The sequence below is a fragment of the Pseudomonas sp. PVC-3-1 genome, assembly GCF_057444315.1.
In genome coordinates this window covers 3,104,574-3,130,385 of sequence record NZ_CM172023.1, presented here as the reverse complement: position 1 = coordinate 3,130,385, position 25,812 = coordinate 3,104,574, and the positions used below count along the sequence as shown (strand labels likewise).

Genomic DNA, 25,812 nt, shown 5'->3' with positions numbered 1-25,812 from the left:
CAGGCGGCGCAGGGTTGCGGCGCCGGATCAGCGGGCGAGCAGGCGCTCGAGCTGGGCGTCGAACCAGGCGACGAAGGCCGGCGACGGCTGCGCTTCGACGGCGAGATACCACCAGTCGGGCGCGGCGAAGGACCGGCATTTCACCGCATCCTTCTCGGTCATGACCAACGGCAGTTCCGGCGTGAAGCGCAGCTGCTCGGCGGTGTAGGCCGCATGGTCGGGGAAGGGATGCGGAATCGGCCGCCAGTTTAGCGCCTCAAGCGTCTTGAAGAAACGCTGGGGGTTGCCGATCCCGGCCAAGGCGTGAACCTCTTGTCCGGCAGGGAAATGCTCGACGCCGCGGCGTTCGCCGCAGGCCAGATTGACCAGGGCAGAAGGTCGCAGGACGAAGGAGAAGGCGCCCGGCGGATCGGAAGGCGCGCCGTTGTGCAGTACGGCGTCCACGTCCTGCAGGCGCTCGACGGGCTCGCGCAGCGGCCCGGCGGGCAGACAACGGCCATTGCCCAGGCCGCGCGCAGCATCGATCAGCACCAGTTCCAGATCGCGGTCCAGACGGTAATGCTGCAGACCGTCATCGCAGAGAATCAGGTCCAGCGGCTCTTCAGCCAGCAGCGCGCGCACGGCGCTGGAACGGTCCGGGTCGATTACCAGCGGAACGCCGCTGCGGCGCACGATCATCAGCGGTTCGTCGCCCGCCTCCGCTGCGGATTGATCCGCACGCACGCGCCAGGGCGTCTGCGGTGGTTTTGCACCGTAGCCACGGCTGACCACACCGACCTTCAGTCCACGGGTGCGGCAGTGTTCGATCAGCCAGAGGATCATCGGCGTCTTGCCGGTACCGCCCACGGTGATGTTACCGACCACGATGATCGGTACGGGAGCGCGGTAGGCCGGCTTGGCGCCGGAGAGGAAGTCCTGCCGGCGGCCTTGGGCGACGCGCCGGTAGAGCAGTTCGAGCGGCCTGAGCAAGGCAAGGGCCGGGTGACCCTTGTACCAGGCGTCGAGCAGGCGGTCGGAGAGCGCCATCAGGGGGTCTTCTTGTCCGACCGGGACTCGATGGTGGTGATGCGCAGGTGGGTGAAGCCCAACTTGCCGGCAGCATCCATCGCGGTGACCACGGACTGGTAGTCCACCTTGCCGTCGGCGGTGATTACCACCGGCAGGCTGTTGTCGCCAGCGGACTCGCGCTGCATGGCGCTCATCAGGTTTTCCAGGTCGTCACGGGCCAGGCTCTGGCCGTTGAGGGCGTAGTGACCTTCGAGGCTGATGGAGATTTCCAGCTGCTTGATCTCGGTGGCTTCAGGCGGCGTGCCGCTGACCGCCTCAGGCAGTTCCACCTTGAGCTGCGAGGGCTTGGTGAACGAGGTGGCGACCACGAAGAACAACAGCAATACGAAGATCACGTCGATCAGCGACGCCAGGTTGATGAAGACGTCCTCGCGGGCCGCTCCGCCCGCTCTGCGGCGGAATTTCACGCTTTGCCTTCCTCGACGAAATCGACTTCGCGATCGCCCTGGGTCACTTCCACCAGCTTGATGGCTTCCTGCTCCATGGCGATGACCAGTTCATCGACACGGCGCAGCAGATAACGGTGGAAGAACACCGCCGGGATCGCCACGATCAGGCCGGCCGCGGTGGTGATCAGGGCCTTGGAGATACCGCCGGCGAGCATCGGCGCGTTGGCCATGCCATCACCCATGAAGGCGCTGAAGATCTGGATCATGCCGAACACGGTACCCAGCAGGCCGAGCAGCGGCGCCATGGCGGCGATAGTGCCCAGGGCATTGAGGTAGCGCTCCAGCTCATGAATGACGCGGGAGGCAGCTTCCTCGATGCACTCCTTCATGATCTCGCGACCGTGCTTGGAGTTGGCCAGGCCGGCGGCGAGGATTTCACCCAGCGGGGAAGACGCGCGCAGGTCCTTGAGAGCCTGGCTGTTCATCTTCTTGTCCTTGATCTGCTTCCACACCTGGCCGAGCAGCTGCGGCGGGGCCACACGGCTCAAGCGCAGGGTCCAGAGACGTTCGGCGACGATCGCCATGGCAGCGACGGAGCTCAGCAAGATCGGCAGCATCATCCAGCCGCCAGCTTTGACCAGTTCCCACACAGTGGTGAATCCCCTGAAAAAAAGTGGCGCCACTCTAGCACAGGGGCCGTGGCGAGCCGACCGCCCCAGGCTCAATTTTCCTGCCAGAAATGTGCGCCTTCCCGCACTCCCCGGACCTCGCCATGGGTACCGAGCGTCAGGGTCAGCGCGCCCTGCTCCGCCGTATCCTGAATCCGGATGCCCAGCGCGCGGAAGCGCTCGACGACCGACGGATGCGGATGTCCATAAGGGTTGTTGGCGCCGCGGGAAATGATCGCCGTCGTCGGCCGGATGGCCTGCAGGAATCTCGGCCCGGAGGAACTGCGGCTGCCGTGGTGGCCGGCCAGCAGCCAGTCGATATGCTTCCCCGGATGCGCGGCCAGCCATGCCAGTTCAGCGGCTTGCGGCAGATCGCCAGTGAGCAGGATGCGCTCACCGTTGGCTTCTATTTCCAGCGCGCAGGAGCGGTCATTGCTTTCCCTCGCCCCCTGCCACGCCCAACTGGAGAGCCGGACACCATCGACGTGCCATTCCGCCACCTGGCAGGGCTTGGCCTGCAGCTCAGCCGCCAGGCGCTCCGGCTCTCCGCTGACAATCTGCGCCGGCCGCAACGAGCGCTTCACCGCCACGGCGCCGCCGGCATGGTCGTTGTCCGCATGGCTGAGCATCAACATGTCCAGGCGACCGATGCCCAGGCTGCGCAGCGTCGGTACCACTACTCGCTCGCCGATATCGAAATCACCGTTGCGCGCCCCAGTGTCGTAGAGCCAGGCCTGGCTGCGTGTGCGGATCAGCACCGACAACCCCTGCCCTACATCCAGCACGCGAATCTCGGCCGTGCCCGGCACGGGCGACGGGACTGTCGGCCAGAACACCGGCAGGAACATCACCAGCCCCAGCGCGCGCATCGGAACGCCCGCAGGTGCCAGCAACAGGAGCGCGCCAAGCAACGCCAGCACCAGCGCCCAGTTCGGCGCTGCCACCGGCTGCCAGGCGGGCGCCAGCCCGGCCATCCAGCCCAGCAGGCGGAACAGCAACTCCAGCAGCCCCCCGGACACCCACAGCAATGCCTCGCCCAACCTTGGAATTCCCAGCGCCAGGCTGCCCAGCAAGGCCAGCGGCACGACGACCAACTCCACCCAGGGCACCGCTACCAGGTTGGCCACAACGCCGGAAATACTCAGCGGCAGGCCCAGGGCGATGGATGCGGGCAGTAGCCCGACCGCCATCAGCCACTGCGCGCGTAGCCAGGTACGCCAAGCGGTCCAGTGCCCGAGACGCCCGGAGAAGCCAAAGATCAACAGCGCCACTGCCGCATAGGACAGCCAGAAGCCCGGTAACAGCACCACTAGCGGCTCGACCAGCAGCACCGCCAGCAAGGCACCCAGCAGCGGCGTCCACAAGCCGCGATGGCGATAACGCAGACGCCAGAGCAGTGCGATGGAGACCATGACGCAGGCGCGCTGCAACGGCACCTCGAACCCGGCCATCAGGCTGTAGGCCCAGGCTCCGCCGCCGGCCAGCAGACAGGCACAAGGCAACCACGGAACGCGCGGCGGCCAGTAGCCCAAGCGCGCCAAGCCTGCGACGACGGCATAGAGCAAGCCGGCCAGCAGGGAAATATGCGAGCCGGAGATGACCATCAGGTGCAGAGTTCCGGTGTCCTGCAGGACCTGCCAGTCCGCCGTGGTCAGCCCGGAAGCGTCGCCCAGCACCAGGGCTGCGAGTGCACCGGAGCGGCCATGGGCATCCACCGCCAACAGCCGCTGCCTCCAGGCCTCGCGCCAGGCGCGCGGGCCGCTGGAAGCCTCCAGGCGCTGGCCATCCTTCACGCTGCCGGTGGCGCCGATGCGCTGGGCGGTGAGCCAGGCCTCGTAATCGAACCCCGCGCCATTGGCCATGCCATGGGGACGCTTGAGTTTCACGGCCAGCCGCCAGCGCTCACCGCCTTCCACCGGCGGACCGCCGAACCAGGACAGGCGCAGCGTTGCAGGCACCTTCGCGCGGGGACTGGAAACGTCGGACAACAGAAAACGTACCGAAGGCCCGGAGCGGTCCGGCAAGCCCTCTACCCTGCCCTCCAGCCACAGCGTGCGACCATCCAACGCCGGCGCCAGGCGGTCATCCAGCGCCCATTGCGCGGATTGGCAAGCCCAGGCAAAACCCAGCAGGAACAGACCGACGAAATAGCAGCGAGTGAACAACAGAGGCAGCGCGACCAAGGGCAGAAGCAGGAGCACCCAGCCCGGCGGGAGCGCCGGCATCCAGCGCAGGAGCAGTAGCCCGCAGGCCAGCGCGAACATCCCGGTACGAGGCAAAGGACTCCTCCCTGGAGCCCCGTGCAACCGCTGATCCGATGAATCGGCGGCGGTTACACACGGACATAGTTGGCAACGAATGACTGTCACCTAGCTAGGCATAATGGTGCGTCGTCCGTCTGCCAGAGATTTCCTCCATGCCGCGCCGAATCTTCAAGCGCTACATGCCGGATCCGGAGAGCATCAGGAACCACAAGGGCCTGCGCTTTCTCGGACCGCTGATCCAGTCGCCCAACCTCTGGCACCTGAATCGCCGTTCCGTGTCCCGCGCCATGGGCATGGGGCTCTTTGCCGCCTTCATCCCGATCCCGCTGCAGATGCTGCTGGCCGCCTCGCTGGCGGTCTGGGTGCGGGCCAACCTGCCGATTTCGGTGGGCCTTGTCTGGCTGACCAATCCGATCACCATGCCGCCGGTGTTCTACTGCACCTACAAGATGGGCGCCTGGGTGATGGGTATCCCGGCGCGCGCCCTGCCCGACCATCTGACCTGGGAATGGATCAGCGGCGAACTGGCGCTGCTCTGGCAGCCATTCCTGCTGGGCTCGGTGATCTGCGGCATTCTGGTAGGCATCCTTGGCTACCTGGTCACCGAAGGTTACTGGCGCTGGTGGATCGGCCGCAGCTGGCGACGTCGCCAGGCGCTGCGCAATCTGCAAAACGGCCTATGAGCTTTTTGTAGGAGCGAGCTTGCTCGCGAACATTCTGACCGGCTGGGCCGGCGTTGGGGCGATTCGCGAGCAAGCTCGCTCCTACAGGTATGAAAAAGCCGCCCTTCGGGGCGGCTTTTTCATGGGCCGGTGAATTACTCGTAACGCAGTGATTCTGCCGGCTGGGTCGATGCCGCGCGCCAGGCCGGGTACAGCGTGGCGAGGAAGCTCATCGACAGCGCCGCGACACAGATCAGCACGATGTCGCTGATCTGCGGGTCGGACGGCAGGTAGTTGATGAAGTAGATGTCCGAATTGAACACATGGGTGCCGGCCACGCGCTCCAGGGTCGAGACGATGGCGGTGACGTTGTACGCCGCCAGCACACCCAGCACGCAACCGATGACGGTGCCGATCAGGCCGATCACCGTGCCCTGCACCATGAAGATCGCCATGATCTGCTTCGGCGTGGCGCCCAGGGTGCGCAGGATGGCGATGTCCGCACGCTTGTCGGCGACGACCATGATCAGCGTGGCGATGATATTGAAGGCGGCGACCGCGACGATCAGCAGAAGCAGCAGGCCGATCATGGTCTTTTCCATCTTCATCGCACTGAACAGGCTGCCCTGGGTGTGGGTCCAGTCGACCGAGCGGTAGCCGTCTCCCAGCTGTTTGGCGATGGCTGCACCGACTTCCGGCGCCTGGAACAGGTCCTTCAGGGCGATACGCACGCTCTGCACCTGGCCGGGCTGCCAACGCATCAGGCTGGCTGCGTCGTCCACGTGGATCAGCGCCAGGGTGCTGTCCAACTCGGCGCCGACCTTGAAGATGCCGACCACGTTCAGGCGCTGCATACGCGGAGTGATGCCGCCGGGCGCGGTGCTCGGCTCAGGAACGATCAACAGCAGGCTGTCGCCGACGTTGACATGGAAGCGTCGCGCCGTGATCTCACCGACAACCACACCGAACTCGGTGGCCTTGAGGTCATCGAGGCTGCCGCGGACCATGTGCTGGCCGATGATCGATACCTGGGTTTCCAGCGCCGGATCGACGCCATCCACCTCGATGGGCTGCATCATGCCCTTGTAGGAGAGCATGCCGTCGACTTCGGTGTAGGGCACCGCGCCGACGATCTTCGGGTTCTGCTTCGCTACCTCGGCCACGCGCTGCCAGTCGTCCAGCGGGCCGCTGGTCTGCTGCAGCACGGCATGCGGCACCATACCGAGGATGCGCGAGCGCATTTCCTTCTGGAAGCCGTTCATCACCGACAGCACCACGATCATGGCCAGCACGCCCAGGGCGAGGCCGATCATCGAGGTCAGGGAGATGAACGAGATGTAGTGGTTGCGTCGCTTGGCACGGGTGTAGCGGGTGCCGATGAAGACGGACAGGGGTCTGAACATTCCGTTATCCCTCAGGCGGCGACCAGCCGGCCCTCCTCCAGGCGCAGCACACGGTCCATCTGCTGGGCGAGGTGAGTGTCGTGGGTCACTACCAGGAAGGCGGTGCGCAGGGATTGCGACAGCTCCAGCATCAGCTCCTGGATACCGTGGGCGGTGTGCTGGTCGAGGTTGCCGGTGGGTTCGTCGAGCAGCACCAGTTTCGGCGTATTCACCAGGGCGCGGGCAATGGCCACGCGCTGGCGCTCACCACCAGACAGCTCGGACGGCTTGTGGCTCAGGCGATGGCCCAGGCCCACACGCTCCAGCAGCGCGGTGGCACGCTGGCGCGCCTCAGGGATCGGCGTCTTGCCGATCAGCAACGGCATGCAGACGTTCTCCAGGGCGGTGAACTCCGGCAACAGGTGGTGGAACTGGTAAACGAAGCCCAGCGCGCGGTTGCGCAGCAGGCCGCGCTGCTTTTCGTTCAACGCCGACAGCTGCTCGCCGGCCAGCCAGACGCTACCGGTGCTGGGTGTGTCGAGGCCGCCGAGCATGTTCAGCAGGGTACTCTTGCCCGAGCCGGAGCTGCCGACGATGGCGACGCGCTCACCGGGCAGCAGCTCCAACTGCACACCAGAGAGCACCTCGACCGACTGCGGGCCTTCCTCGTAGCGCTTGCCCAGATCGCGGCAGCTCAGGACGGCCTGGTCGTTGGGGGTCGGCTTACTCATAACGCAGGGCCTCCGCGGGCTGGGTGCGGGCCGCACGCCAGGCCGGATACAGGGTGGCGAAGAAACTCAGGATCAGCGCGGCGCTGCACACCAGGATCACGTCCTCGCTCATCAGTTGCGAGGGCAGGTAATCGATGAAGTAGACGTCCGCATTGAGGAATTTATGGCCCAGCAGGCGCTCCAGCAGGGCGATGGCGGAGCTGACGTTGAGCGCCGCGAGGACGCCCAGCACGCCGCCGATGAAGGTGCCGATCACACCGATCACCGTGCCCTGGACCATGAAGGTCGCCATGATCTGCCCCGGCGTGGCGCCCAAGGTGCGCAGGATGGCGATGTCGGCCTTCTTGTCGGTGACGACCATGACCAGGGTGGAAATGATGTTGAACGCGGCGACCGCGACGATCAGCAATAACAAGAGGCCGATCATCGACTTCTCCATGCGGATGGCCTGGTACAGGTTGCCGTGGCTGCGGGTCCAGTCGCGGGCGAAGTAGTCATTGCCCTTCAGGGTGCGAGCGATTTCCCAGGCGGTGCGCGGCGCCTGGAACAGGTCGTCGAGCTTCAGGCGCAGGCCTTCGACCTGACCTTCCTTGAGGCGGCGCATGCGCGCGGCGTCGTCGATGTGGACCATGGCGACGTAACCGTCCAACTCGCCGGCGCCGACGTGGAACGTGCCGACCACGGTGAAGCGCTTCATGCGCGGGAACATGCCGGCCGGGGTGACCGAGACTTCCGGGGCGATGAAGGTGACCTTGTCGCCCAGCTTCACGCCGAGGTTCTTCGCCGCCTTGTCACCGATGATGATGCCAAACTCGCCGGGCTTGAGGCTCGAGAGCGAACCTTCCTGGAAGAACTGGTCGATGATCGAGACCTTGCTCTCCTCGTTCGGGTCCACGGCGTTGATCAGCACCTTCTGCACCGTGCCACCGGCACTGAGCAGGCCCTGCATCTGGATGAAGGGCGCGACCTCCAGCACGTTCGGGTGCTGGGTCTTGATCTGCCCGGCGATGCCCTGCCAGCCGGAGATGGGCTGGTACGACTCAACCGTAGCGTGGGGCACCATGCCCAGTACGCGGGTCCGCATCTCGTGGTCGAAGCCGTTCATGACCGAGAGCACCACGATCATCACCACCACGCCCAGCGCGAGGCCGATCATGGAAGTGAGCGAAATGAAGGAAACGAAATGGCTGCGACGTTTGGCGCGTGTGTAGCGCGTTCCGATATAGACGGAAAGAGGTCTGAACATGTGGGGCCGATTGAGAAGATGAAGAGTGCGTCGAGCGTCAGTTCCATCTGGCGTGCGACTTCCGTGTGGCGAGGCTCGGCAGGCGGCTTTACACTCAGACCATCACTGCCGCCGTGGGTTCGCCATGTCCACTCCAGACGCGGATGACCGCCGCGAATACTATCGTATTGAAGACACGCTCGCATTGGAATTTCGCCCGCTGCGCGAGGACGAAATCCAGTCGCAAGAAGTGCTTCAGGATGATTCGGCGCTGTTCAATCTGCTCAGCGACCTGCACCTGACCGACTTCGAGTCGCAGCACCTGCTGCGCCATATCCACGAGCGCGACCGCCCACTGGCCAGCTACCTGAAGGTGATGAACAAGCGCATCGACCTGATCGCCCAGGCCCTGACCCAGAGCCTGCTCAGCGAGATCGGCCCGGCGCGCAAGGTCACCCTGTCCGAGGGCGGCATCAACTTCCGCGATGCTCGCGCGCTTCCCGTAGGCCAACCACTGGCGCTGAAGATCGTCCTGCTGCCCCACGGCCTGGGCCTGCTGCTGCGCGCCAAGGTCACCCATTGCCAGCAACAGAACGAAGGCGACTACGAGATCGGTACCGAATTCGACATCCTGGGCGATACCCAGCGGCAACTGCTGGCCCGCCACATCCTCCAGCGCCAGGCATTGGAACGCCGGCAGGCCAAGGCCCGCGAAGAATGAACCCAGGAAAATCCATGCGCCATCTGCTGCTCCTGTTGAGCCTTGTCACCCCGCTGCCACTGCTGGCGGATACCATCGAGATACCCGTGGGCAGCCAGGGTGACCCACACATCGTGCTGCCGGCCCGTGGCGAGAGCCAGAAGGCCGTGCTGGAGCGCTTCGGCCTGCCGGACGAGGAACACCCGGCGGTGGGCAAGCCGCCCATCTCGCGCTGGGACTACCGCGAATTCAGCGTCTATTTCGAGAGCGGGGTGGTGGTCGATGCCGTCCGCCAGCACCGCTCGCAATATCTCAAGGACCTTTCACCCCAGACTCCCAAGGAGCCTCAGTGACTCTGATCTATGGCCATCGCGGCGCCAAAGGCGAAGCACCGGAAAACACCCTGAACAGCTTCCTGCGCTGCCTGGAACATGGCGTGAAGCGTTGCGAACTGGACCTGCACCTGTCCCGCGACGGCGAGCTGATGGTCATCCACGACCCGACGCTCAAGCGCACTACCGGGCGGCGCGGCAAGGTCTCCGAGCAACTGGCGGACGACCTGGTCACCATGGACGCCCGTGACGGCGGCCCGGGCTGGGTGCGCCCCTGCCCTATCCCGCGCCTGGCGGAGTTGTTCGAGCGCTGCGAGTTCGAGCACTGGCAGTTGGAAGTGAAAAGCGCATCGAAGGATCGTGCCAGCCGCACGGTGCAGGCGATCCACCAGTTGGTAGGCCGTTTCGGCCTGCGCGACCGGATCACCGTGACCTCGAGCTCACGCACGGTGCTGCGCGCACTGGAAGAACTTGCGCCGGACCTGTCTCGCGGGCTGGTGGCCGAATACGCCTGGCTCGACCCGCTGAAGGTCGCCGCGCACTACGGCTGTGATCTGCTGGCGCTAAACTGGATGCTGTGCACCCCGGAGCGCCTGCTGAAAGCGCAGAAACAGGGGCTGCATGTGTCGGTGTGGACGGTCAACGAGCCGGCGCTGATGCGCCGGCTCGCCGATTTTGGCGTGGATAGCCTGATCACAGACTTTCCCGGTTTGGCCACTGCCACGATCGGGAATCGCTGAGCAGGTTCCCCCCGACCGGCTCAGGCCGCCGGTCGGGGTATTTCAAAAAATCCGGTTCAGGCCGTCGAACGCCGCTACGCGGTAGGCTTCGGCCATGGTCGGATAGTTGAAGGTGGTGTTGACGAAGTACTTCAGGGTGTTCAACTCGCCCGGCTGATTCATGATCGCCTGGCCGATGTGGACGATCTCCGAGGCCTGGTCGCCGAAGCAGTGCACACCGAGGATTTCCAGGGTGTCGCGGTGGAACAGGATCTTCAGCATGCCCACCGGCTCGTTGGAGATCTGCGCACGAGCCATGCCCTTGAAGAAGGCCTTGCCCACTTCGTAGGGGATCTTCGCTACGGTCAGCTCCTGCTCGTTCTTGCCGATCGAGCTGATCTCCGGGATGGTGTAGATGCCGGTCGGCACGTCATTCACGAAGCGCCAGCCGTCGTGCTCGACGATGTTGCCGGCGGCCGAACGGCCCTGGTCGTAGGCAGCGCTGGCCAGGCTTGGCCAGCCGATCACGTCGCCCGCGGCGTAGATGTTCGAGACCGAGGTGCGGTAGTTCTCATCCGTCTCGATCTGACCACGGCTGTTGACCTTGATGCCGATGTTCTCCAGGCCCAGGCGGTCGGTGTTGCCGGTACGGCCGTTGCACCACAGCAGGGCGTCTGCCTTGATCTTCTTGCCCGATTTCAGGTGCAGGATCACCCCGTTATCCAGGCCCTCGACGCGCTCGTAATCCTCGTTGTGACGGATCAGCACGTTGTTGTTGCGCAGGTGGTAGCTCAGCGCGTCGGAGATTTCGTCGTCGAGGAAGCTCAGCAGTTGGTCGCGGGTGTCGATCAGGTCTACCAGCACGCCCAGGCCACTGAAGATCGAGGCGTACTCGCAGCCGATCACGCCAGCTCCGTAGATGATCAGGCGGCGCGGGGTGTGGCTCAGGGACAGGATGGTGTCGCTGTCGTAGACGCGCGGGTGGTTGAAGTTGATGTCCGAGGGGCGATACGGACGCGAGCCGGTGGCGATGACGAACTGGTCGGCCACCAGGCGCTCTACCGCGCCGCTGGGGGTGACGACTTCGACGGTGCGCTCATCGACGAAGCTGGCGGTGCCGTTGAACATGTCGATGCGATTGCGCGCGTAGTAGCCGGTGCGCGAGGAGACCTGCTTGGAGATCACCCGCTCGGCGCTTTTCAGCACGTCCGGGAAGGAGAACCAGCGCGGCTCGCCGATCTGGCGGAACATCGGGTTGGTGTTGAACTCGATGATCTGCTTCACCGAGTGACGCAGCGCCTTGGACGGGATGGTGCCCAGGTGCGTGCAGTTGCCGCCGACCACGCGACGGCTGTCCACCACCGCCAGCTTGCGCCCGTACTTGGAGGCGTTCATCGCCGCCCCCTCGCCTGCCGGGCCCGTGCCGAGAATCACCACGTCGTAGTTGTAGACAGCCATGCGTACTCCTTCAGAACAGGCCGGGGCGCCCGCGTGGCGCTCCCGGCGAAGCCCCGGCACCACATGCGCCGAGGCGGATCGAAATCATTGGCGCAGCTTAGCCCTGCGGCAAAAGGCTGCACATTAGCGGTTGGTCGGCAGGTAGGCGAATTTTGCCGCCACTACATGCATTGACCAACCTGCGGGCCGCCATAATGCCCGCCGAAGCTTTCATTCAGGCGACGGGAACAGCGCCTCGAAGCGCGTCGTCGCGCGGGTCACGAAGCCACCGCCCTGGCGCACGATGAAGAATGCCGCCAGCCCATTGCGCTCGGCAAAGGTATAGCCCTCCTCCGGTCCCAGCACCATCAGCACGGTCGACAGGCCGTCAGCACGCAAGGCCTGCGCCTCCGCCACGGTGACAGCCGCCAGCTCATGCCGCACTGGCGCGCCCGTGCGCGGATCGAAGGTGTGCGAATAGCGCTGCCCACCCTCCTCGAAATAGTTGCGGTAGTCGCCGGAGGTGGACAAGCCGATTCCGTCCAGCGCCACTGAGCGCTCTATCTGCCGCTCGCGCTCGCCGCTGGGCACCTCCAGAGCGATGCGCCAGGGTGTGCCATCGGGCTTGCGGCCCACTGCTTTGAGCTCCCCGGTGATCTCCACCAGGTAGTCCGTCAGGCCCAATTCGGCCAGGCGCGTGCTGACCTGATCCACCGCGTAACCGGCGACGATGCTGTCGAAGTCCAGCTGCGCGTCGACGTCCTTGCACAGCTGATCGCCGTCCAGATGCAGATGCTGATGGCCGACTCGGGCGCGTTCGCGCACCAGCGCGGCAGCGTCCGGCACCTTTTCAGTGCGCGACTGCGGACCGAAGCCCCAGAGGTTCATCAGCGGCTCGACGGTGAGGTCGAAGGCACCGTCGCTCTGCTGCGACAACTGCTCGCCATAGCGCCAGAGCTCGAGCATGTCCGCCGGCAACGCCATGCAGCCGTCAGCCGGCAGGGCGTTGAAGCGGGAAACCACGGAATCATCGCGGTAAGTGGAGAACTGATCGTCCAGGCCAGCCAGGATCGTGTCGACCTCGGCCTTGAGCTTTGCTGCGTCAGGCGACTTGCCGGTCGGCACGAACTGCACCGTGTAGCTGCTGCCCATGGTCGGCCCGCCGAAGCGCTCGACGGATTGCCCGCAGCCGCTCAGGGCTGCCAGAACCAGCACGATCAACAGGCCTGCACGGGACACGGGTCTCTCCATCAGCCGCCAGGTGCGCGGCGCCGGGCATTCTACCGCAAGCACCCGCCGCCACTGTTTCCGCTCTGGCAAAGGTGCATTACCAAAAGAAAACGGGAGCCGAAGCTCCCGTTTCTCAATCGGCTCAGGCGTTGGCCTTGACCGGAGTCTTGCGCTTGAACAGGTAGCACACACCCATCAGCACAACCCACACCGGGATCGCGTACACCGACACGTCGATGCCCGGGATCTGCAGCATGATGCCGAGGATGAACACCACGAAGGCCAGGCACAGCCAGTTGCCGTAGGGGTACCACAGCGCACGGAAGAACGGCCGCACGCCCTTGGCGACCATGGCCTTGCGGAACTTCATGTGGGCCAGGCTGATCATCGCCCAGTTGATCACCAGCGCGGCGACCACCAGGGACATCAGCAGCTCCAGCGCCTGGTGCGGGATCACATAGTTGACCACCACGCAGGCCAGGGTGATGAAGGCAGACACACCGATGGCCAGCAGCGGCACACCACGGTCATCCACCTTGGCGAAGGCGCGCGGGGCGTCGCCCTGCTCGGCGAGGCCATAGAGCATGCGGCTGTTGCAGTACACGCAGCTGTTGTAGACCGACAGCGCGGCGGTGAGCACCACGAAGTTCAGGATATTGGCTGCGTACTCGCTACCCAGCAGCGAGAAGACCTTCACGAACGGGCTGCCGCTGTAGGGGTCGCCAGCGCTGTTGATGCTCTGCAGCAGGGCATCCCAGGGGTACAGCGAGAGCAGCACGGCCAGGGCGCCGATGTAGAAGATCAGGATCCGGTAGATGACCTGGTTGATCGCCTTGGGGATCACCTTCTTCGGCTCGGAAGCTTCGGCGGCAGTGATACCGACCAGTTCCAGGCCACCGAAAGAGAACATGATGATCGCCAGGACCATGATCAGCCCCTTCCACCCATTGGGGAAGAAGCCGCCGTGGGCCCAGAGGTTGCTCACCGAGGCCTGCGGGCCGCCGGTGCCGCTGACCAGCAGCCAGACACCGAGCAGGATCATGCCGATGATGGCGACGACCTTGATGATCGCGAACCAGAATTCGGTCTCGCCAAAGGCCTTCACGTTGAACAGGTTGATGGCGTTGATCAGGACGAAGAACACCGCTGCCGTCGCCCAGGTCGGGAAGTCCGGCCACCAGAACTGGATGTACTTGCCGACTGCGGTCAGCTCCGACATGCCCACCAGGATGTACAGCACCCAGTAGTTCCAGCCGGACATGAAGCCGGCGAAACCACCCCAGTACTTGTGCGCGAAGTGGCTGAAGGAACCGGCGACGGGCTCCTCGACGATCATCTCGCCGAGCTGGCGCATGATCAGGAAGGCGATGAAGCCGCCGATGGCGTAGCCGAGGATCATCGACGGGCCGGCGGATTGCAGGACGCCGGCAGAGCCCAGGAACAGGCCGGTACCGATGGCGCCGCCGAGGGCGATCAGCTGGATGTGGCGGTTCTTCAGACCACGCTTCAGCTCGCCTTCATGCAGATGTTGTCCATCCATTTGAAGTCTTTCCAGGTTCAGGAATTGGCAGATTTTATTGATGATTATGGTGGAGCCAGTAACGAAAAACGGGAGCCCGAGAGCTCCCGTTTATCTAGACCGCCTGGATCAGCGCGGGAAAGCCGGCGGATTCACGCCAGCCATGTCTTCCATCACGCGGACGACCTGGCAGCTGTAGCCGAACTCGTTGTCGTACCACACGTAGAGGACGACGCGGTTGTCGTTGGCGATGGTCGCTTCCGCATCGACGACGCCCGCATGGCGGGAACCGACGAAGTCGGTGGAAACCACTTCCTGGGACGACACGAAGTCGATCTGCTTCTGCAGGTCCGAGTGCATGGCCATCTGGCGCAGGTACTCGTTGATCTCTTCGCGGTTGGTGGCCTTTTCCAGGTTCAGGTTCAGGATGGCCATGGAAACGTTCGGCGTCGGAACGCGGATCGCGTTGCCGGTCAGCTTGCCCTTGAGAACCGGCAGAGCCTTGGCGGCAGCAGTAGCGGCGCCAGTCTCGGTGATCACCATGTTCAGCGGCGCGGCGCGGCCACGACGGCTGCCCTTGTGGAAGTTGTCGATCAGGTTCTGGTCGTTGGTGAACGAGTGAACGGTTTCGACGTGGCCGTTGACGATGCCGTACTGGTCGTTGACAGCCTTCAGCACCGGCACGATGGCGTTGGTGGTGCAGGAAGCGGCCGAGACGATCTTGTCGTCAGCGGTGATGTCGCCATGGTTGATGCCATGTACGACGTTCTTCAGCGCGCCCTTGCCCGGAGCGGTCAGGATCACGCGGTCGATACCCGGGCACTTCAGGTGCTGGCCCAGGCCTTCGGCATCACGCCACTTGCCGGTGTTGTCGACCAGCAGGGCCTTCTTGATGCCGTACTGGGTGTAGTCGATCGACGCCGGGTCGTTGGAGTAGATCACCTGGATCAGGTTGCCGTTGGCGGTGATGGTGTTGTGTTCTTCGTCGATGGTGATGGTGCCATCGAACGGACCATGCACGGAGTCACGACGCAGCAGGCTGGCGCGCTTGACCAGGTCGTTCTCGGCGCCCTTGCGGACGACGATGGCACGCAGGCGCAGGCCGTCGCCACCACCGGTCTTCTCGATGAGGATGCGGGCCAGCAGGCGGCCGATACGACCGAAACCGTACAGGACCACGTCGGTGCCTTCGCGGGCGCCGCCGTTCTGCTTGCCGACTACGTCGGCCAGCTCGTCCTTGGTGAACTGTTCGATGCTGCGACCGTTACCTTCGGTCTTGAACTTGGCAACCATCTTGCCCAGGTCCACCGAGGCGGCGCCCAGCTTGAGCTCGCTCATCGCCTTGAGGATCGGGAAAGTGTCGTGAACCGACAGCCCGCCTTCTTCGGCCAGGCGGTGACGGGCGAAACGGTGCGCTTTGAGGATCGCGATCACCGAACGGTTGATCAGGCCACGGCCGTAGATCGAGGTCACCACGTTGTTGTTACGGTACAGCTGACCGATCAGCGGAATCATGGCTTCCGCGAGGGCTTCACGATCGATCCACTCACCGAGACACTGGTCGGGCTTCTGGGTCACGGGCAATACCTTCCACATGTAGGAGAAGAAAAAAGGGGCTACATTATGACGGCGCGAACAATCGCCGGCAATCCGCAGCGGTCGTATGACTGACATCCGTCAATCGGGATAGTTACAATCCGACCGGTCAAATTCCTCGACCGGAGCCACGAACGCCCGTGTCCGTATTGCGCATACCTTCATTGCCGACCGCAGCCGGCAAACAATCCTGGGGCAACCTCCCCGGGGCCGCCCTCAGCCTGGCCATCGCCGAAGCCGCCGGACCGGCAAAGCGTTTCACCCTGTTGCTGACCGCCGACAGCCAGAGCGCCGAGCGCCTGGAGCAGGAGCTGCGTTTCTTCGCGCCGGACCTGCCCGTGCTGCAGTTGCCGGATTGGGAAACCCTGCCCTACGACGTCTTCTCGCCGCACCAGGACATCATCTCCCAGCGCGTCGCTACCCTTTATCAATTACCCGAACTGCGCCGTGGCGTGCTGGTAGTGCCTATCACCACCGCCCTGCACCGCCTGGCTCCGGCCAAGTTCCTGCTCGGCAGCAGCCTGGTGCTGGATGTCGGCCAGAAGCTCGACGTCGAGCAGATGCGCAGCCGCTTCGAGGCCGCCGGCTACCGTTGCGTGGATACCGTCTACGAACACGGCGAATTTGCCGTGCGCGGCGCGTTGATCGACCTGTTCCCCATGGGCAGCGAATTGCCCTACCGGATCGACCTGTTCGACGACGAAATCGAGACACTTCGCACCTTCGATCCGGAAACCCAGCGCTCCATCGACAAGGTCGACAGCATCCGCCTGCTACCGGCGCGCGAGTTCCCGCTACGCAAGGAAGCAGTGACCGGCTTCCGTGGCCGCTTCCGCGAGCGCTTCGACGTCGACTACCGCCGTTGCCCGATCTACCAGGACCTGGCCAGCGGCCTGACACCCGCCGGCATCGAGTACTACATCCCGCTGTTCTTCGAAGATGGCGAGACTTCGACGCTGTTCGACTACCTGCCGCAGGACACCCAGGTGTTCTCCCTGCCAGGTATCGAGAGCGCCGCCGAGCAGTTCTGGACCGACGTGCGCAACCGTTACGAAGACCGTCGCTACGACCCGGAACGCCCGCTATTGCCGCCAGGTGAAGTGTTCCTGCCGGTGGAGGACTGCTTCGCCCGCCTGAAGAACTGGCCGCGCGTGGTGGTCAGTCCCGAACCGATCGAGACCGGCGTCGGCCGCGAGCGCTTCCCCGCCGAAGCGCTGCCCGAGCTGGCCATCGAGGCCAAGGCCAGCGAGCCGCTGGCGCGCCTGCGCCAGTTCATCGAGCAGTTCGACGGGCGCATTCTCTTCACCGCCGAATCCGCCGGTCGCCGCGAAGTGCTGCTGGAACTGCTGGCGCGGCTTAAGCTGCGCCCGGTCGAGGTCGAGGGCTGGCCGGGCTTCCTGGCGCACAAGGACCGCCTGGCGATCACCATCGCACCGATGGACGAAGGCCTGCTGCTGGACGCCGACAAGGGCCAGCCGGGCATCGCCCTGGTAGCGGAAAGCCCGCTGTTCGGCCAGCGCGTCATGCAGCGCCGGCGCCGCGAGAAGACCCGCGACGGTGGCGAAAACGTCATCAAGAACCTCACCGAGTTGCGCGAAGGCGCACCGGTGGTGCACATCGACCACGGTGTCGGCCGCTACATGGGCCTGATCACCCTGGAAATCGACGGCCAGAATGCAGAATTCCTCGCCCTGGAATACGCCGACGAAGCCAAGCTCTACGTGCCAGTGGCCAACCTGCACCTGATCGCGCGCTACACCGGCAGCGACGATGCCCTGGCACCGCTGCACAAGCTGGGCTCGGAAACCTGGCAGAAGGCCAAGCGCAAGGCCGCCGAACAGGTCCGCGACGTCGCTGCCGAGCTGCTCGACATCTACGCCCGCCGCGCCGCGCGCAAGGGTTACGCGTTCAAGGACCCGCAGGTCGACTACGCCACCTTCTCCGCCGGCTTCCCCTTCGAGGAAACCCCCGACCAGCAGACCGCCATCGAAGCGGTGGTCGCCGACATGCTCTCGGAAAAGCCGATGGACCGCCTGGTCTGCGGCGACGTGGGCTTCGGCAAGACCGAAGTGGCCATGCGCGCGGCCTTCGTCGCGGTGCACAGCGGCAAGCAGGTCGCCGTACTGGTACCGACCACCCTACTCGCCCAGCAGCACTACAACAGCTTCCGCGACCGCTTCGCCGATTGGCCGGTGACGGTCGAGGTGATGAGCCGCTTCAAGTCCGCCAAGGAAGTCGAAGGCGCCGCGGGGCAGCTTGCCGAGGGCAAGGTGGACATCGTCATCGGCACCCACAAGCTGCTGCAGGACGACGTCAAGTTCAAGAACCTTGGCCTGGTCATCATCGACGAAGAGCACCGCTTCGGCGTGCGCCAGAAGGAGCAGCTCAAGGCCCTGCGCAGTGAGGTGGACATCCTCACCCTCACCGCCACGCCGATTCCACGCACGCTCAACATGGCCGTGGCCGGTATGCGCGACCTGTCGATCATCGCCACGCCGCCGGCGAGACGTCTCTCCGTGCGCACCTTCGTCATGGAAGAGCAGAAGTCGGTGATCAAGGAAGCCCTGCTGCGCGAACTGCTGCGCGGCGGCCAGGTTTACTTCCTGCATAACGAAGTGAAGACCATCGAGAAGTGCGCCCGCGACCTGGCCGAACTGGTCCCGGAAGCGCGCATCGGCATCGGCCACGGGCAGATGAACGAGCGCGATCTGGAACGGGTGATGAGCGACTTCTACCACAAGCGCTTCAACGTGCTGGTGGCCTCGACCATCATCGAGACCGGCATCGACGTGCCCAGCGCCAACACCATCCTCATCGAGCGCGCCGACAAGTTCGGCCTGGCCCAGCTGCACCAGCTGCGCGGACGCGTCGGCCGCAGCCACCACCAGGCCTACGCCTACCTGCTCACGCCGCCGCGCAAGCAGATGACGCCGGACGCCGAGAAGCGCCTGGAAGCCATCGCCAACGCCCAGGACCTCGGTGCCGGCTTCGTGCTGGCCACCCACGACCTGGAAATCCGCGGCGCCGGCGAGCTGCTCGGTGACGGCCAGAGCGGGCAGATCCAGGCGGTGGGCTTTACCCTCTACATGGAAATGCTCGAACGCGCGGTGAAGGCCATCCGCAAGGGCGAGCAACCGAACCTGGAGCAACCGCTGGGCGGCGGCCCGGACATCAACCTGCGCGTGCCGGCGCTGATCCCCGAGGATTACCTGCCGGACGTGCACGCCCGCCTGATCCTCTACAAGCGCATCGCCAACGCCGCCGACGAAGACGGCCTGCGCGAACTGCAGGTGGAAATGATCGACCGCTTCGGCCTGCTGCCGGACCCGGCGAAAAATCTGATCCGCCTGACGCTTCTCAAACTGCAGGCGGAAAAACTCGGGATCGTGAAGGTAGATGCCGGCCCGCAGGGAGGCCGGGTAGAATTCGCCGCCGATACCTGCGTCGACCCACTGGTACTGATCAAGATGATCCAGAGCCAGCCCAATCGGTACAAATTCGAAGGGGCCACCCTCTTCAAGTTCCAGGTGCCCATGGAGCGCCCGGAAGAACGGTTCAACACGCTGGAGGCGCTGCTTGAGCGCCTCACGCCACAGACTCACTAAGGACCCTGTGCATGCGCCTGTTCCAACCCTTGCTGCTGTCGCTGGCACTGCTGTCGCCAGCCGCCTTCGCCGAGCCTTACCAGGTGGAGCTGATCCTCTTCCAGCAGTCCGGCGACGCCGTGTTCGCCAGCCGCCCGGCGCCCGACGACTGGGCCAAGGGAGCACAACCGCCGGGCCCGGACAGCTCGCGCCCCACCGCGATGGACGCCCAGGTGGCCAAACTCAAGCAGAACGAAGGCTTCCAGGTCCTGATGCACAAGGCCTGGCGCCAGGAGATCGATGCCAACCCGGTGAAGATTTCCCTGAGCGAAGGCGAGAAGCATGACGGCCACTTCCCGGTGGAAGGCACCGTCACCCTCAGCCAGCAGCGCTTCGTGAACACCCAGACCGACTTCTGGATCAACCAGTTCGGCCAGGACGGTCTGCTCGCCGCCAGCCAGCACATGGTCCAGGAAGCCAGCCTGAAGAACAGCGTGCTGACCTACCTCGACCATCCGAGCCTGGGCATGCTGATCAAGGTGACCCCGCTCAACGCCAAGCCCGCCTCCGCCCCACCACCCGGCGTGGAAGACGAGGCGCCGACCGGCCCGGACGCGCCACAGCAGCCGGCGCCGGCCGCTCCGGCAGACGGCGGCTTCGACGCCCCGCCGCCGGCACAGCCCGCGCAATAATGAAAAAAGCCCGGCACTCGCCGGGCTTTTGTTTTTTGTAGGAGCGAGCTTGCTCGCGAACCTGCAAGGCACGGTGCCAGGCGGTTCGCGAGCAAGCTCGCTCCTACAAGTCCTCCATCAGCTCACCAGCACGCGCCCCAATACCTCGCGCACCTTGCCGATGCCTTCGTGCAGCGCCTGCTCGATCTCGGCCATGGTGATGATGCCGCTGGACTTGCCAGCTGCCGGGTTCACCACCAGCGACAGACAGGCATAAGGCAGGTCCAGCTCACGAGCCAACGCGGCTTCGGGCATGCCGGTCATGCCGATGATGTCGCAACCATCGCGCTCCAGCTTGGCGACTTCCGCCACGGTTTCCAGACGTGGGCCCTGAGTCGCGGCATACACGCCATGGCTGCTGTACGCAAAGCCCAGCGCCTGCAGGGCGGCGATCAACTTGAGCCGAAGCGCCTCGTCATAGGGATGGCTGAAGTCAATGTGGGTGACATGCTCGATGTCACCGGCAAAATAGGTGTGCTCGCGGCCCCAGGTGTAATCGACGATCTGGTGCGGCACGCAGAGATGGCCGCTCCCCATGGCCGCGTGGATACCACCCACAGCGTTCACCGCCAGAATGGCTTCGGCGCCGGCCTGCTTCAGTGCCCAGAGGTTGGCGCGGTAGTTCACCTGGTGCGGCGGGAAGCGATGCGGATGGCCGTGACGGGCGAGGAACAGCACCTCGCGGCCGGCAAACTCGCCACGCTGGATGGCCGCCGAAGGCGCGCCGTAAGGCGTGTCCAGTTCGATGGCGTCCTTCAGGGTCAACCCTTCCAGCTGGGTCAGGCCAGTGCCGCCGATGATGGCGTAGACAGTCATGCTTCTATCCTCAATTTATTCCTGCAATCTCGCGAGCTAGCGCAGAACAAGGCGGAAGGCTGGATCGGACCACACATCAATGTGCAGCCCGAGCCAGCCTTCCAACGCCGTCATGCCGACGCGCGGCAGATTGCAATTAATCGATCAGTTGTGCGGCGCGCAACTCGCCGACGGCTTGTTGCCAGCGCGGCAGCTGCTTGTATTCGATGCCCGGCCAGGCTTTGGCGCGCATACGTTGCAGGCGCTGTGGCGCAGTGACCTTGAGGCGCTGCAGGGCGCTCAGGGCCAGTTCGGCGGAGGCGCGGTTGTTGCACACCAGGCCCATGTCGCAGCCAGCGCTCAGCGCGGCCTCGATGCGATTGGCGGCATCGCCGACCACGTGGGCGCCGGCCATGGACAGATCGTCACTGAAGATCACCCCGCCGAAGCCCAATTCTCCGCGCAGGATGTCCTGCAGCCAGCGGCGCGAGAAGCCTGCTGGGTTCGGGTCGACCCGCGGGTAGATCACATGGGCCGGCATCAACGCATCCAGTTCGCCGGACAGGCGCTGGAATGGGACCAGATCCACAGCCCGAATCTGCTCCAGCGTGCGCTCGTCCTCGGGAATCCCCACGTGGGAATCCACCTCCGCCCAACCGTGGCCGGGGAAGTGTTTGCCGGTGGAAGCCATGCCGGCGGCGCGCATGCCACGAATGAACGCACCCGCCAACGTAACGGCGCGCTCCGGGTTGCCTTCGAAAGCGCGGCTGCCGACCACGGCGCTGCGCTGGTGATCCAGGTCCAGTACCGGGGCGAAGCTCAGATCGAGCCCAACCGCCAGCACTTCGGTTGCCATCAGCCAGCCGCACTGCTCGGCCAGTCGTTCGGCGTTGGCATTATCGGCAATGGCGCGCATCGCCGGCAGGCGCAGGAAGCCCTGGCGCAGACGCTGCACGCGCCCCCCCTCCTGGTCTACGGCCAGAAGCAGGTCGGGGCGTACTGCGCGAATAGCCGCCATCAGCTCGCGCACCTGGCGCGGCGACTCGATGTTGCGGGCAAAGATGATCAGGCCACCGACTTCCGGGTGGCGCAGGATCTGACGGTCCTCGGCGGTCAGCCAGGTGCCGCCGATGTCGAGCATCAGGGAGCCTTGCATGTGCATTCCTTTCAATTCAGTTGCGCCGCCTGCCAGTCGGGACAGGCGGCCTCTTCGATTCTGACCCGGCAATGGAGCGGCACCCGCGGGAAGAGTTCCAGCAGGTCGTCATTGCGCAGGCGGATACAGCCGTGGGACAGCGGCATGCCCATGGGCTCGCAGTCGGGCGTGCCGTGCAGGTAGATGTAGCGACGGAAAGTATCGACCTCCCCCATCCGATTGCGCCCCGGTTCGCAGCCACTGAGCCACAAGATGCGCGTAAGTATCCAGTCGCGACCGGGAAAGGCCTCGTGAAGCTCGGCCGTCCAGGTCTCGCCGGTCCAGCGTCGCCCCTTCAGGACCGCACCTTTGGGCAAGCCCTCGCCAATACGCGCACGGACCTGGTGCAAGCCGCGCGGTGTGCAGCCGGAGCCGTTGCGCTCCCCCGCGCCGTTGGCGGCGCTGGATACCGGAACACGCAAGACAAGACGCCCCGCGGCAAAGCCGTAGAGCATCTGGTCAGCAAGGGAGATATGGAGAAGATCAAGATCAGCCATGGCCGGCTACTGTAGCCGATCGGACCGACGCAGCCCAGCGCGAAGCCGGGCCCGGATCAGACCTTGGCGGGAGCCTGTGCGGCGCTCGACTTGGTGCGCGGCTTGAGCTGGGCACCGGCCAGCGACGGATCGCTCACACCGCTATCGGCACGCATGCCGGCAGCAAGGAACGGCACCATCAGGCGCATCACCTGCTCGATGGAAGTGTTCACGCCGAAATCGTTCTCGGCCATGGCGCGCAGTGCCTTGATGCCGGACATGCTGAACACGGCGGTACCCAGCATGAAGTGCACGCGCCAGAACAGCTCCAGCGGCGGCAGGCGCGGCGCGGATTCATGCACCAGCAGCATGTAGCGGCGGAACACCTTGCCGTAGACCTCTTCGAGGTACTTGCGCAGATGGCCCTGGCTCTGGCTGAAGGCCAGACCCAGCAGGCGCATGAAGATCGACAGGTCGTTGCCGCTACGAGGCTTCACCGCCATGGCCTGGACCACGAGCAGCTCCAGCAGCTCTTCCAGGGTGGCGCGCGGCGCATCGGGCTTGGCCTGGCGGCGATCCAGTTCCTTTTCAAGGCTGGCGCAGAACGGGCCGAGGAAGCGCGAGAAGACTGCCTGGATCAACGCCTTCTTCGAGCCGAAGTGATAGTTCACCGCCGCGAGGTTCACCCCCGCCTTGCTGGTGATCAGACGCAAAGAAGTTTCGGCGAAGCCTTTCTCCGCGAACAACTGTTCCGCAGCATCCAGGATGCGTTCGACGGTTTCCGACTGGGCCATGGCTACTCCGCCTGACAAACACTTGTTTGAAACATACGTTTCAGCGTCTTGTATTGTCAAGCAAAGTGCGATGGATTGTTACCAATATCATGGCAATGCGACGAGACACCGTACTTATCCTAAATAAGAAGACAGCAAGACGCTTGCCAAAGACCAAAGGTTACATGCACGAACGTTCCACCGACAGCCGCGACCAATAAAAGCATTGCCAGCCCGCCATCACTGTATATAATCCCAGGCACTGTATAAAAAGCCAGAGTATGGACATGCTGAAGCTCACGCCGCGCCAAGCCGAGATCCTCGCCTTCATCAAACGCTGCCTGGAAGCCAACGGCTACCCGCCCACCCGCGCGGAAATCGCCCAGGAGCTCGGCTTCAAGTCGCCCAATGCTGCCGAGGAGCACCTGAAGGCCCTCGCCCGCAAAGGCGCCATCGAAATGACCCCGGGCGCCTCCCGTGGCATTCGCATCCCCGGCTTCGAGCCCAAGACTGCCGCCAACGACGACGAATTGCCGATCATCGGCCGCGTCGCCGCTGGCGCGCCGATCCTCGCCGAGCAGAACGTCGACGACACCTGTCGGATCAACCCCACCTTCTTCAACCCGCCGGCCGACTATCTGCTGCGTGTGCGCGGCCAGAGCATGAAGGACGTCGGCATCATGGATGGCGACCTGCTCGCCGTGCATGTCACCCGCGAGGCGCGTAACGGCCAGATCGTGGTTGCCCGCCTGGGTGAAGAGGTAACGGTGAAGCGCTTCAAGCGCGAAGGCAGCAAGGTCTGGCTGCTTGCCGAGAACCCGGAGTTCGCCCCCATCGAGGTCGATCTCAAGGAACAGGAACTGGTCATCGAAGGCTTGAGCGTCGGCGTGATCCGTCGCTAACAGGAGACATCCATGCAGTACCCGCAGCCGCAGAACCTGCCGCAACTCCCGCTGTTCCAGGAAGCACTCTGGGCAAGCGGTACTGCTCCCCTGCTCCCGGAGCTGATGGAAGAAGAGCCCATCGCCGATGAAAGCGCCTTCAGCGAAATTGCTCTGCGCGGCCTCCCCGGCCAATGCCTGATGTTACTGGCGCCGATGCTCCGCGAACTGAGCGAGGAAAGTGACTCGCGCTGGCTGACCCTGATCGCCCCGCCGTCCAGCCTGACGCCGGACTGGCTGCGCAAGGCCGGCCTGAACCGCCAGGGCATCCTGCTGCTGCCGGCCCGCGATCAGGCCGCAGCGCATGCGCTGGCCTGCGAAGCGCTGCGTCTGGGCAACAGCCACACCGTAGTGAGCTGGCTGAACCTCAGCGCGAAAGCGCGCACGCAACTGTCCCGCGCTGCCGTCGCCGGCCAGGCGCAGAGCCTGAATATTCGTCTGGGTTGATTGGAGCGAGAAGCTTCGCCGCGAACGCGGCGAAGCGGAAGAACTCAGTGCAGGACGCGAGGGCCTTCGTCGTCCATGCTCATGTCGCCACCTTCGGCGAGACGACCAGCCATCTGTACACCGACATTGAACATCGCCTTGGCGATCTCGATGTGTTGGCCCTGCAGGAAGCCCTTGGCATCGGCAGAGAACTCCAGGGTCACCAGCGCCTCCTCCTCGTCCGCACGACGCAGCACAATGCGCCCGTCAGGCAGCTCGACAATTTCCAGAAATGAGGTTGGCATAGCGACGTTCTCCACAGCAGAACGCGTAGTGTAACAGCCACATTCGCTACACCCTAGCCAAAGCTTGCGCGGACCGACCGGAAGGCCGGCACGCCGTGAGGCAGGGATCAGAGCTCGGTGAGCGATGCGCGGAAGCGCAGCACCAACTCCTTGATGGATTTGCGCCAGGCCTCCAGCTCGTCATTGCCCAACGCGGTAGGCGCTTCATCGTCGACATTGATCGCCTGGATCAGCGGCTGAGTGGGATCGACCTTGGCTTTCTTCGGCTCGCTCGGCGGCTGGAACAGCTCGGCATAGGCAGCCAACAGGCGGCCCAGCCAGGCTTCCGGCGATTGCGCCAGTTCGACCATTTCCGCCAGCTCCGGGCTCGGAGCGGCAGCCAGCACCTGGGCGTTCAGCAGGATATCGACGCGCGGCGCACCGGCCTGGGGCAGGCGGTAGTAGCCGGCGATTTCATGGGCCACGCCCAGCACCGCTCCGTAGAGATGGAACAGCGCCGCTTCGCGCTCGGCCTGGATACGCGCCTGGGCGTTCATCGCGCGCGCGGCTTCGGCGCTGCGCCAGGCTTCCAGGGCCAGGCCGGCGAAGAACAGCTTCTGGTTGGTGCGGGTATAGAGTTCGTTCGCCATGACCAGGCCCTCTGCAGTCGACTTCGGCAGTATAA

The 25,812-nt window shown here is 64.6% G+C and carries 25 protein-coding genes; 8 read left to right on the top strand and 17 right to left on the bottom strand.

The genetic code is table 11. The annotated features are described in order from the left end of the window. Positions 1–27: 27 nt before the first annotated feature. The 4 genes from lpxK to AC2T4A_RS14695 form a co-directional block, all read right to left on the bottom strand. Positions 28–1,026: a tetraacyldisaccharide 4'-kinase gene (gene lpxK / locus AC2T4A_RS14710; RefSeq protein ID WP_486743593.1), complete on the bottom strand. Its 999-nt coding sequence runs from the start codon at positions 1,024–1,026 to the stop codon at positions 28–30. Further along, positions 1,026–1,475, bottom strand: a complete 450-nt coding sequence (locus tag AC2T4A_RS14705; RefSeq protein ID WP_486743592.1) for an ExbD/TolR family protein — start codon at positions 1,473–1,475, stop codon at positions 1,026–1,028. Before AC2T4A_RS14705 ends, lpxK begins: the two co-directional genes overlap by 1 nt. Continuing rightward, positions 1,472–2,107 (bottom strand): MotA/TolQ/ExbB proton channel family protein, encoded by a 636-nt coding sequence (locus tag AC2T4A_RS14700; protein ID WP_017519262.1) that lies wholly within the window; start codon positions 2,105–2,107, stop codon positions 1,472–1,474. The genes AC2T4A_RS14705 and AC2T4A_RS14700 overlap by 4 nt, the downstream gene beginning before the upstream one ends. 71 nt (positions 2,108–2,178) lie before the next feature. Further along, positions 2,179–4,389: a DNA internalization-related competence protein ComEC/Rec2 gene (locus tag AC2T4A_RS14695; RefSeq protein WP_486743683.1), complete on the bottom strand. Its 2,211-nt coding sequence runs from the start codon at positions 4,387–4,389 to the stop codon at positions 2,179–2,181. Between the two features lie 152 nt (positions 4,390–4,541). Here AC2T4A_RS14695 and AC2T4A_RS14690 point away from each other — a divergent pair, with 152 nt between their 5' ends. Further along, entirely contained in the window at positions 4,542–5,072 is a 531-nt protein-coding gene (locus tag AC2T4A_RS14690) for a DUF2062 domain-containing protein (protein ID WP_486743591.1), read from the top strand. 134 nt (positions 5,073–5,206) lie between these two features. On the opposite strand, the gene AC2T4A_RS14685 is transcribed toward AC2T4A_RS14690, so the two are convergent. Genes AC2T4A_RS14685 through AC2T4A_RS14675 form a run of 3 tightly spaced genes read right to left on the bottom strand, consistent with a single transcriptional unit; the run spans position 5,207 to position 8,410 of the window. Continuing rightward, a complete protein-coding gene (locus AC2T4A_RS14685) occupies positions 5,207–6,454 on the bottom strand; it encodes a lipoprotein-releasing ABC transporter permease subunit (protein WP_416744999.1) in 1,248 nt (415 codons plus the stop codon). Between the two features lie 11 nt (positions 6,455–6,465). Beyond that, positions 6,466–7,164, bottom strand: a complete 699-nt coding sequence (lolD, locus tag AC2T4A_RS14680) for a lipoprotein-releasing ABC transporter ATP-binding protein LolD (protein ID WP_017519266.1) — start codon at positions 7,162–7,164, stop codon at positions 6,466–6,468. Then, on the bottom strand, positions 7,157–8,410 hold the full coding sequence (locus AC2T4A_RS14675) for a lipoprotein-releasing ABC transporter permease subunit (protein ID WP_486743590.1): 1,254 nt from the start codon (positions 8,408–8,410) through the stop codon (positions 7,157–7,159). The genes lolD and AC2T4A_RS14675 overlap by 8 nt, the downstream gene beginning before the upstream one ends. A 124-nt stretch (positions 8,411–8,534) precedes the next feature. Between AC2T4A_RS14675 and AC2T4A_RS14670 the strand changes: the two genes are divergently transcribed. From AC2T4A_RS14670 to AC2T4A_RS14660, 3 genes are read left to right on the top strand one after another with little or no spacing between them, the layout of a single operon-like run. After that, complete coding sequence (locus tag AC2T4A_RS14670) at positions 8,535–9,110, top strand: PilZ domain-containing protein (protein ID WP_486743589.1); 576 nt, start codon at positions 8,535–8,537, stop codon at positions 9,108–9,110. Positions 9,111–9,124: 14 nt separating this feature from the next. Next, positions 9,125–9,442, top strand: a complete 318-nt coding sequence (locus tag AC2T4A_RS14665) for a phosphodiesterase (RefSeq protein WP_416745002.1) — start codon at positions 9,125–9,127, stop codon at positions 9,440–9,442. After that, on the top strand, positions 9,439–10,161 hold the full coding sequence (locus tag AC2T4A_RS14660) for a glycerophosphodiester phosphodiesterase (RefSeq protein WP_416745003.1): 723 nt from the start codon (positions 9,439–9,441) through the stop codon (positions 10,159–10,161). The genes AC2T4A_RS14665 and AC2T4A_RS14660 overlap by 4 nt, the downstream gene beginning before the upstream one ends. A gap of 42 nt (positions 10,162–10,203) precedes the next feature. Here AC2T4A_RS14660 and sthA read toward each other — a convergent pair whose 3' ends face one another. The 4 genes from sthA to AC2T4A_RS14640 form a co-directional block, all read right to left on the bottom strand. Continuing rightward, positions 10,204–11,598, bottom strand: coding sequence for a Si-specific NAD(P)(+) transhydrogenase (sthA, locus tag AC2T4A_RS14655; RefSeq protein WP_017519271.1), 1,395 nt, complete (start codon positions 11,596–11,598; stop codon positions 10,204–10,206). 210 nt (positions 11,599–11,808) lie between these two features. Continuing rightward, on the bottom strand, positions 11,809–12,828 hold the full coding sequence (locus tag AC2T4A_RS14650) for an FAD:protein FMN transferase (RefSeq protein ID WP_486743588.1): 1,020 nt from the start codon (positions 12,826–12,828) through the stop codon (positions 11,809–11,811). A gap of 121 nt (positions 12,829–12,949) precedes the next feature. Next, positions 12,950–14,347, bottom strand: coding sequence for an amino acid permease (locus AC2T4A_RS14645; protein ID WP_486743587.1), 1,398 nt, complete (start codon positions 14,345–14,347; stop codon positions 12,950–12,952). A gap of 108 nt (positions 14,348–14,455) precedes the next feature. Then, complete coding sequence (locus AC2T4A_RS14640) at positions 14,456–15,922, bottom strand: glyceraldehyde-3-phosphate dehydrogenase (RefSeq protein WP_416745004.1); 1,467 nt, start codon at positions 15,920–15,922, stop codon at positions 14,456–14,458. A gap of 140 nt (positions 15,923–16,062) precedes the next feature. On the opposite strand from AC2T4A_RS14640, the gene mfd reads away from it, so the two are divergent. Both mfd and AC2T4A_RS14630 read left to right on the top strand, forming a co-directional pair. Continuing rightward, positions 16,063–19,527, top strand: a complete 3,465-nt coding sequence (mfd, locus tag AC2T4A_RS14635; RefSeq protein WP_486743586.1) for a transcription-repair coupling factor — start codon at positions 16,063–16,065, stop codon at positions 19,525–19,527. Positions 19,528–19,538: 11 nt separating this feature from the next. Next, a complete protein-coding gene (locus AC2T4A_RS14630) occupies positions 19,539–20,198 on the top strand; it encodes a CsiV family protein (protein WP_416745006.1) in 660 nt (219 codons plus the stop codon). A gap of 117 nt (positions 20,199–20,315) precedes the next feature. Here the strand turns inward: AC2T4A_RS14630 and AC2T4A_RS14625 are convergent, their stop codons facing one another. The 4 genes from AC2T4A_RS14625 to AC2T4A_RS14610 all read right to left on the bottom strand — a co-directional run bounded on the left by AC2T4A_RS14625 (position 20,316) and on the right by AC2T4A_RS14610 (position 23,497). Further along, positions 20,316–21,053: an S-methyl-5'-thioinosine phosphorylase gene (locus AC2T4A_RS14625; RefSeq protein ID WP_416745007.1), complete on the bottom strand. Its 738-nt coding sequence runs from the start codon at positions 21,051–21,053 to the stop codon at positions 20,316–20,318. A 136-nt stretch (positions 21,054–21,189) separates the two neighbouring features. Beyond that, positions 21,190–22,188: a beta-N-acetylhexosaminidase gene (gene nagZ, locus AC2T4A_RS14620; protein ID WP_486743585.1), complete on the bottom strand. Its 999-nt coding sequence runs from the start codon at positions 22,186–22,188 to the stop codon at positions 21,190–21,192. An 11-nt stretch (positions 22,189–22,199) separates the two neighbouring features. Further along, a complete protein-coding gene (locus AC2T4A_RS14615) occupies positions 22,200–22,724 on the bottom strand; it encodes a L,D-transpeptidase family protein (RefSeq protein ID WP_486743584.1) in 525 nt (174 codons plus the stop codon). A gap of 56 nt (positions 22,725–22,780) precedes the next feature. After that, positions 22,781–23,497: a TetR/AcrR family transcriptional regulator gene (locus tag AC2T4A_RS14610; RefSeq protein ID WP_017519280.1), complete on the bottom strand. Its 717-nt coding sequence runs from the start codon at positions 23,495–23,497 to the stop codon at positions 22,781–22,783. A 266-nt stretch (positions 23,498–23,763) separates the two neighbouring features. Here AC2T4A_RS14610 and lexA point away from each other — a divergent pair, with 266 nt between their 5' ends. Further along, positions 23,764–24,378 carry a transcriptional repressor LexA gene (gene lexA, locus AC2T4A_RS14605; RefSeq protein WP_416745011.1) on the top strand — a complete coding sequence of 205 codons (615 nt, stop codon included), beginning with the start codon at positions 23,764–23,766 and terminating at the stop codon, positions 24,376–24,378. A 12-nt stretch (positions 24,379–24,390) separates the two neighbouring features. After that, the gene (sulA, locus tag AC2T4A_RS14600) at positions 24,391–24,864 is read left to right on the top strand and encodes an SOS-induced cell division inhibitor SulA (protein WP_416745012.1); all 474 of its coding nucleotides are present in this window, start codon (positions 24,391–24,393) and stop codon (positions 24,862–24,864) included. Between the two features lie 44 nt (positions 24,865–24,908). Here sulA and AC2T4A_RS14595 read toward each other — a convergent pair whose 3' ends face one another. Then, entirely contained in the window at positions 24,909–25,148 is a 240-nt protein-coding gene (locus AC2T4A_RS14595) for a hypothetical protein (protein ID WP_045211682.1), read from the bottom strand. Between the two features lie 107 nt (positions 25,149–25,255). Further along, positions 25,256–25,777, bottom strand: a complete 522-nt coding sequence (locus AC2T4A_RS14590; RefSeq protein ID WP_486743583.1) for a DUF6586 family protein — start codon at positions 25,775–25,777, stop codon at positions 25,256–25,258. Positions 25,778–25,812 lie beyond the last annotated feature (35 nt).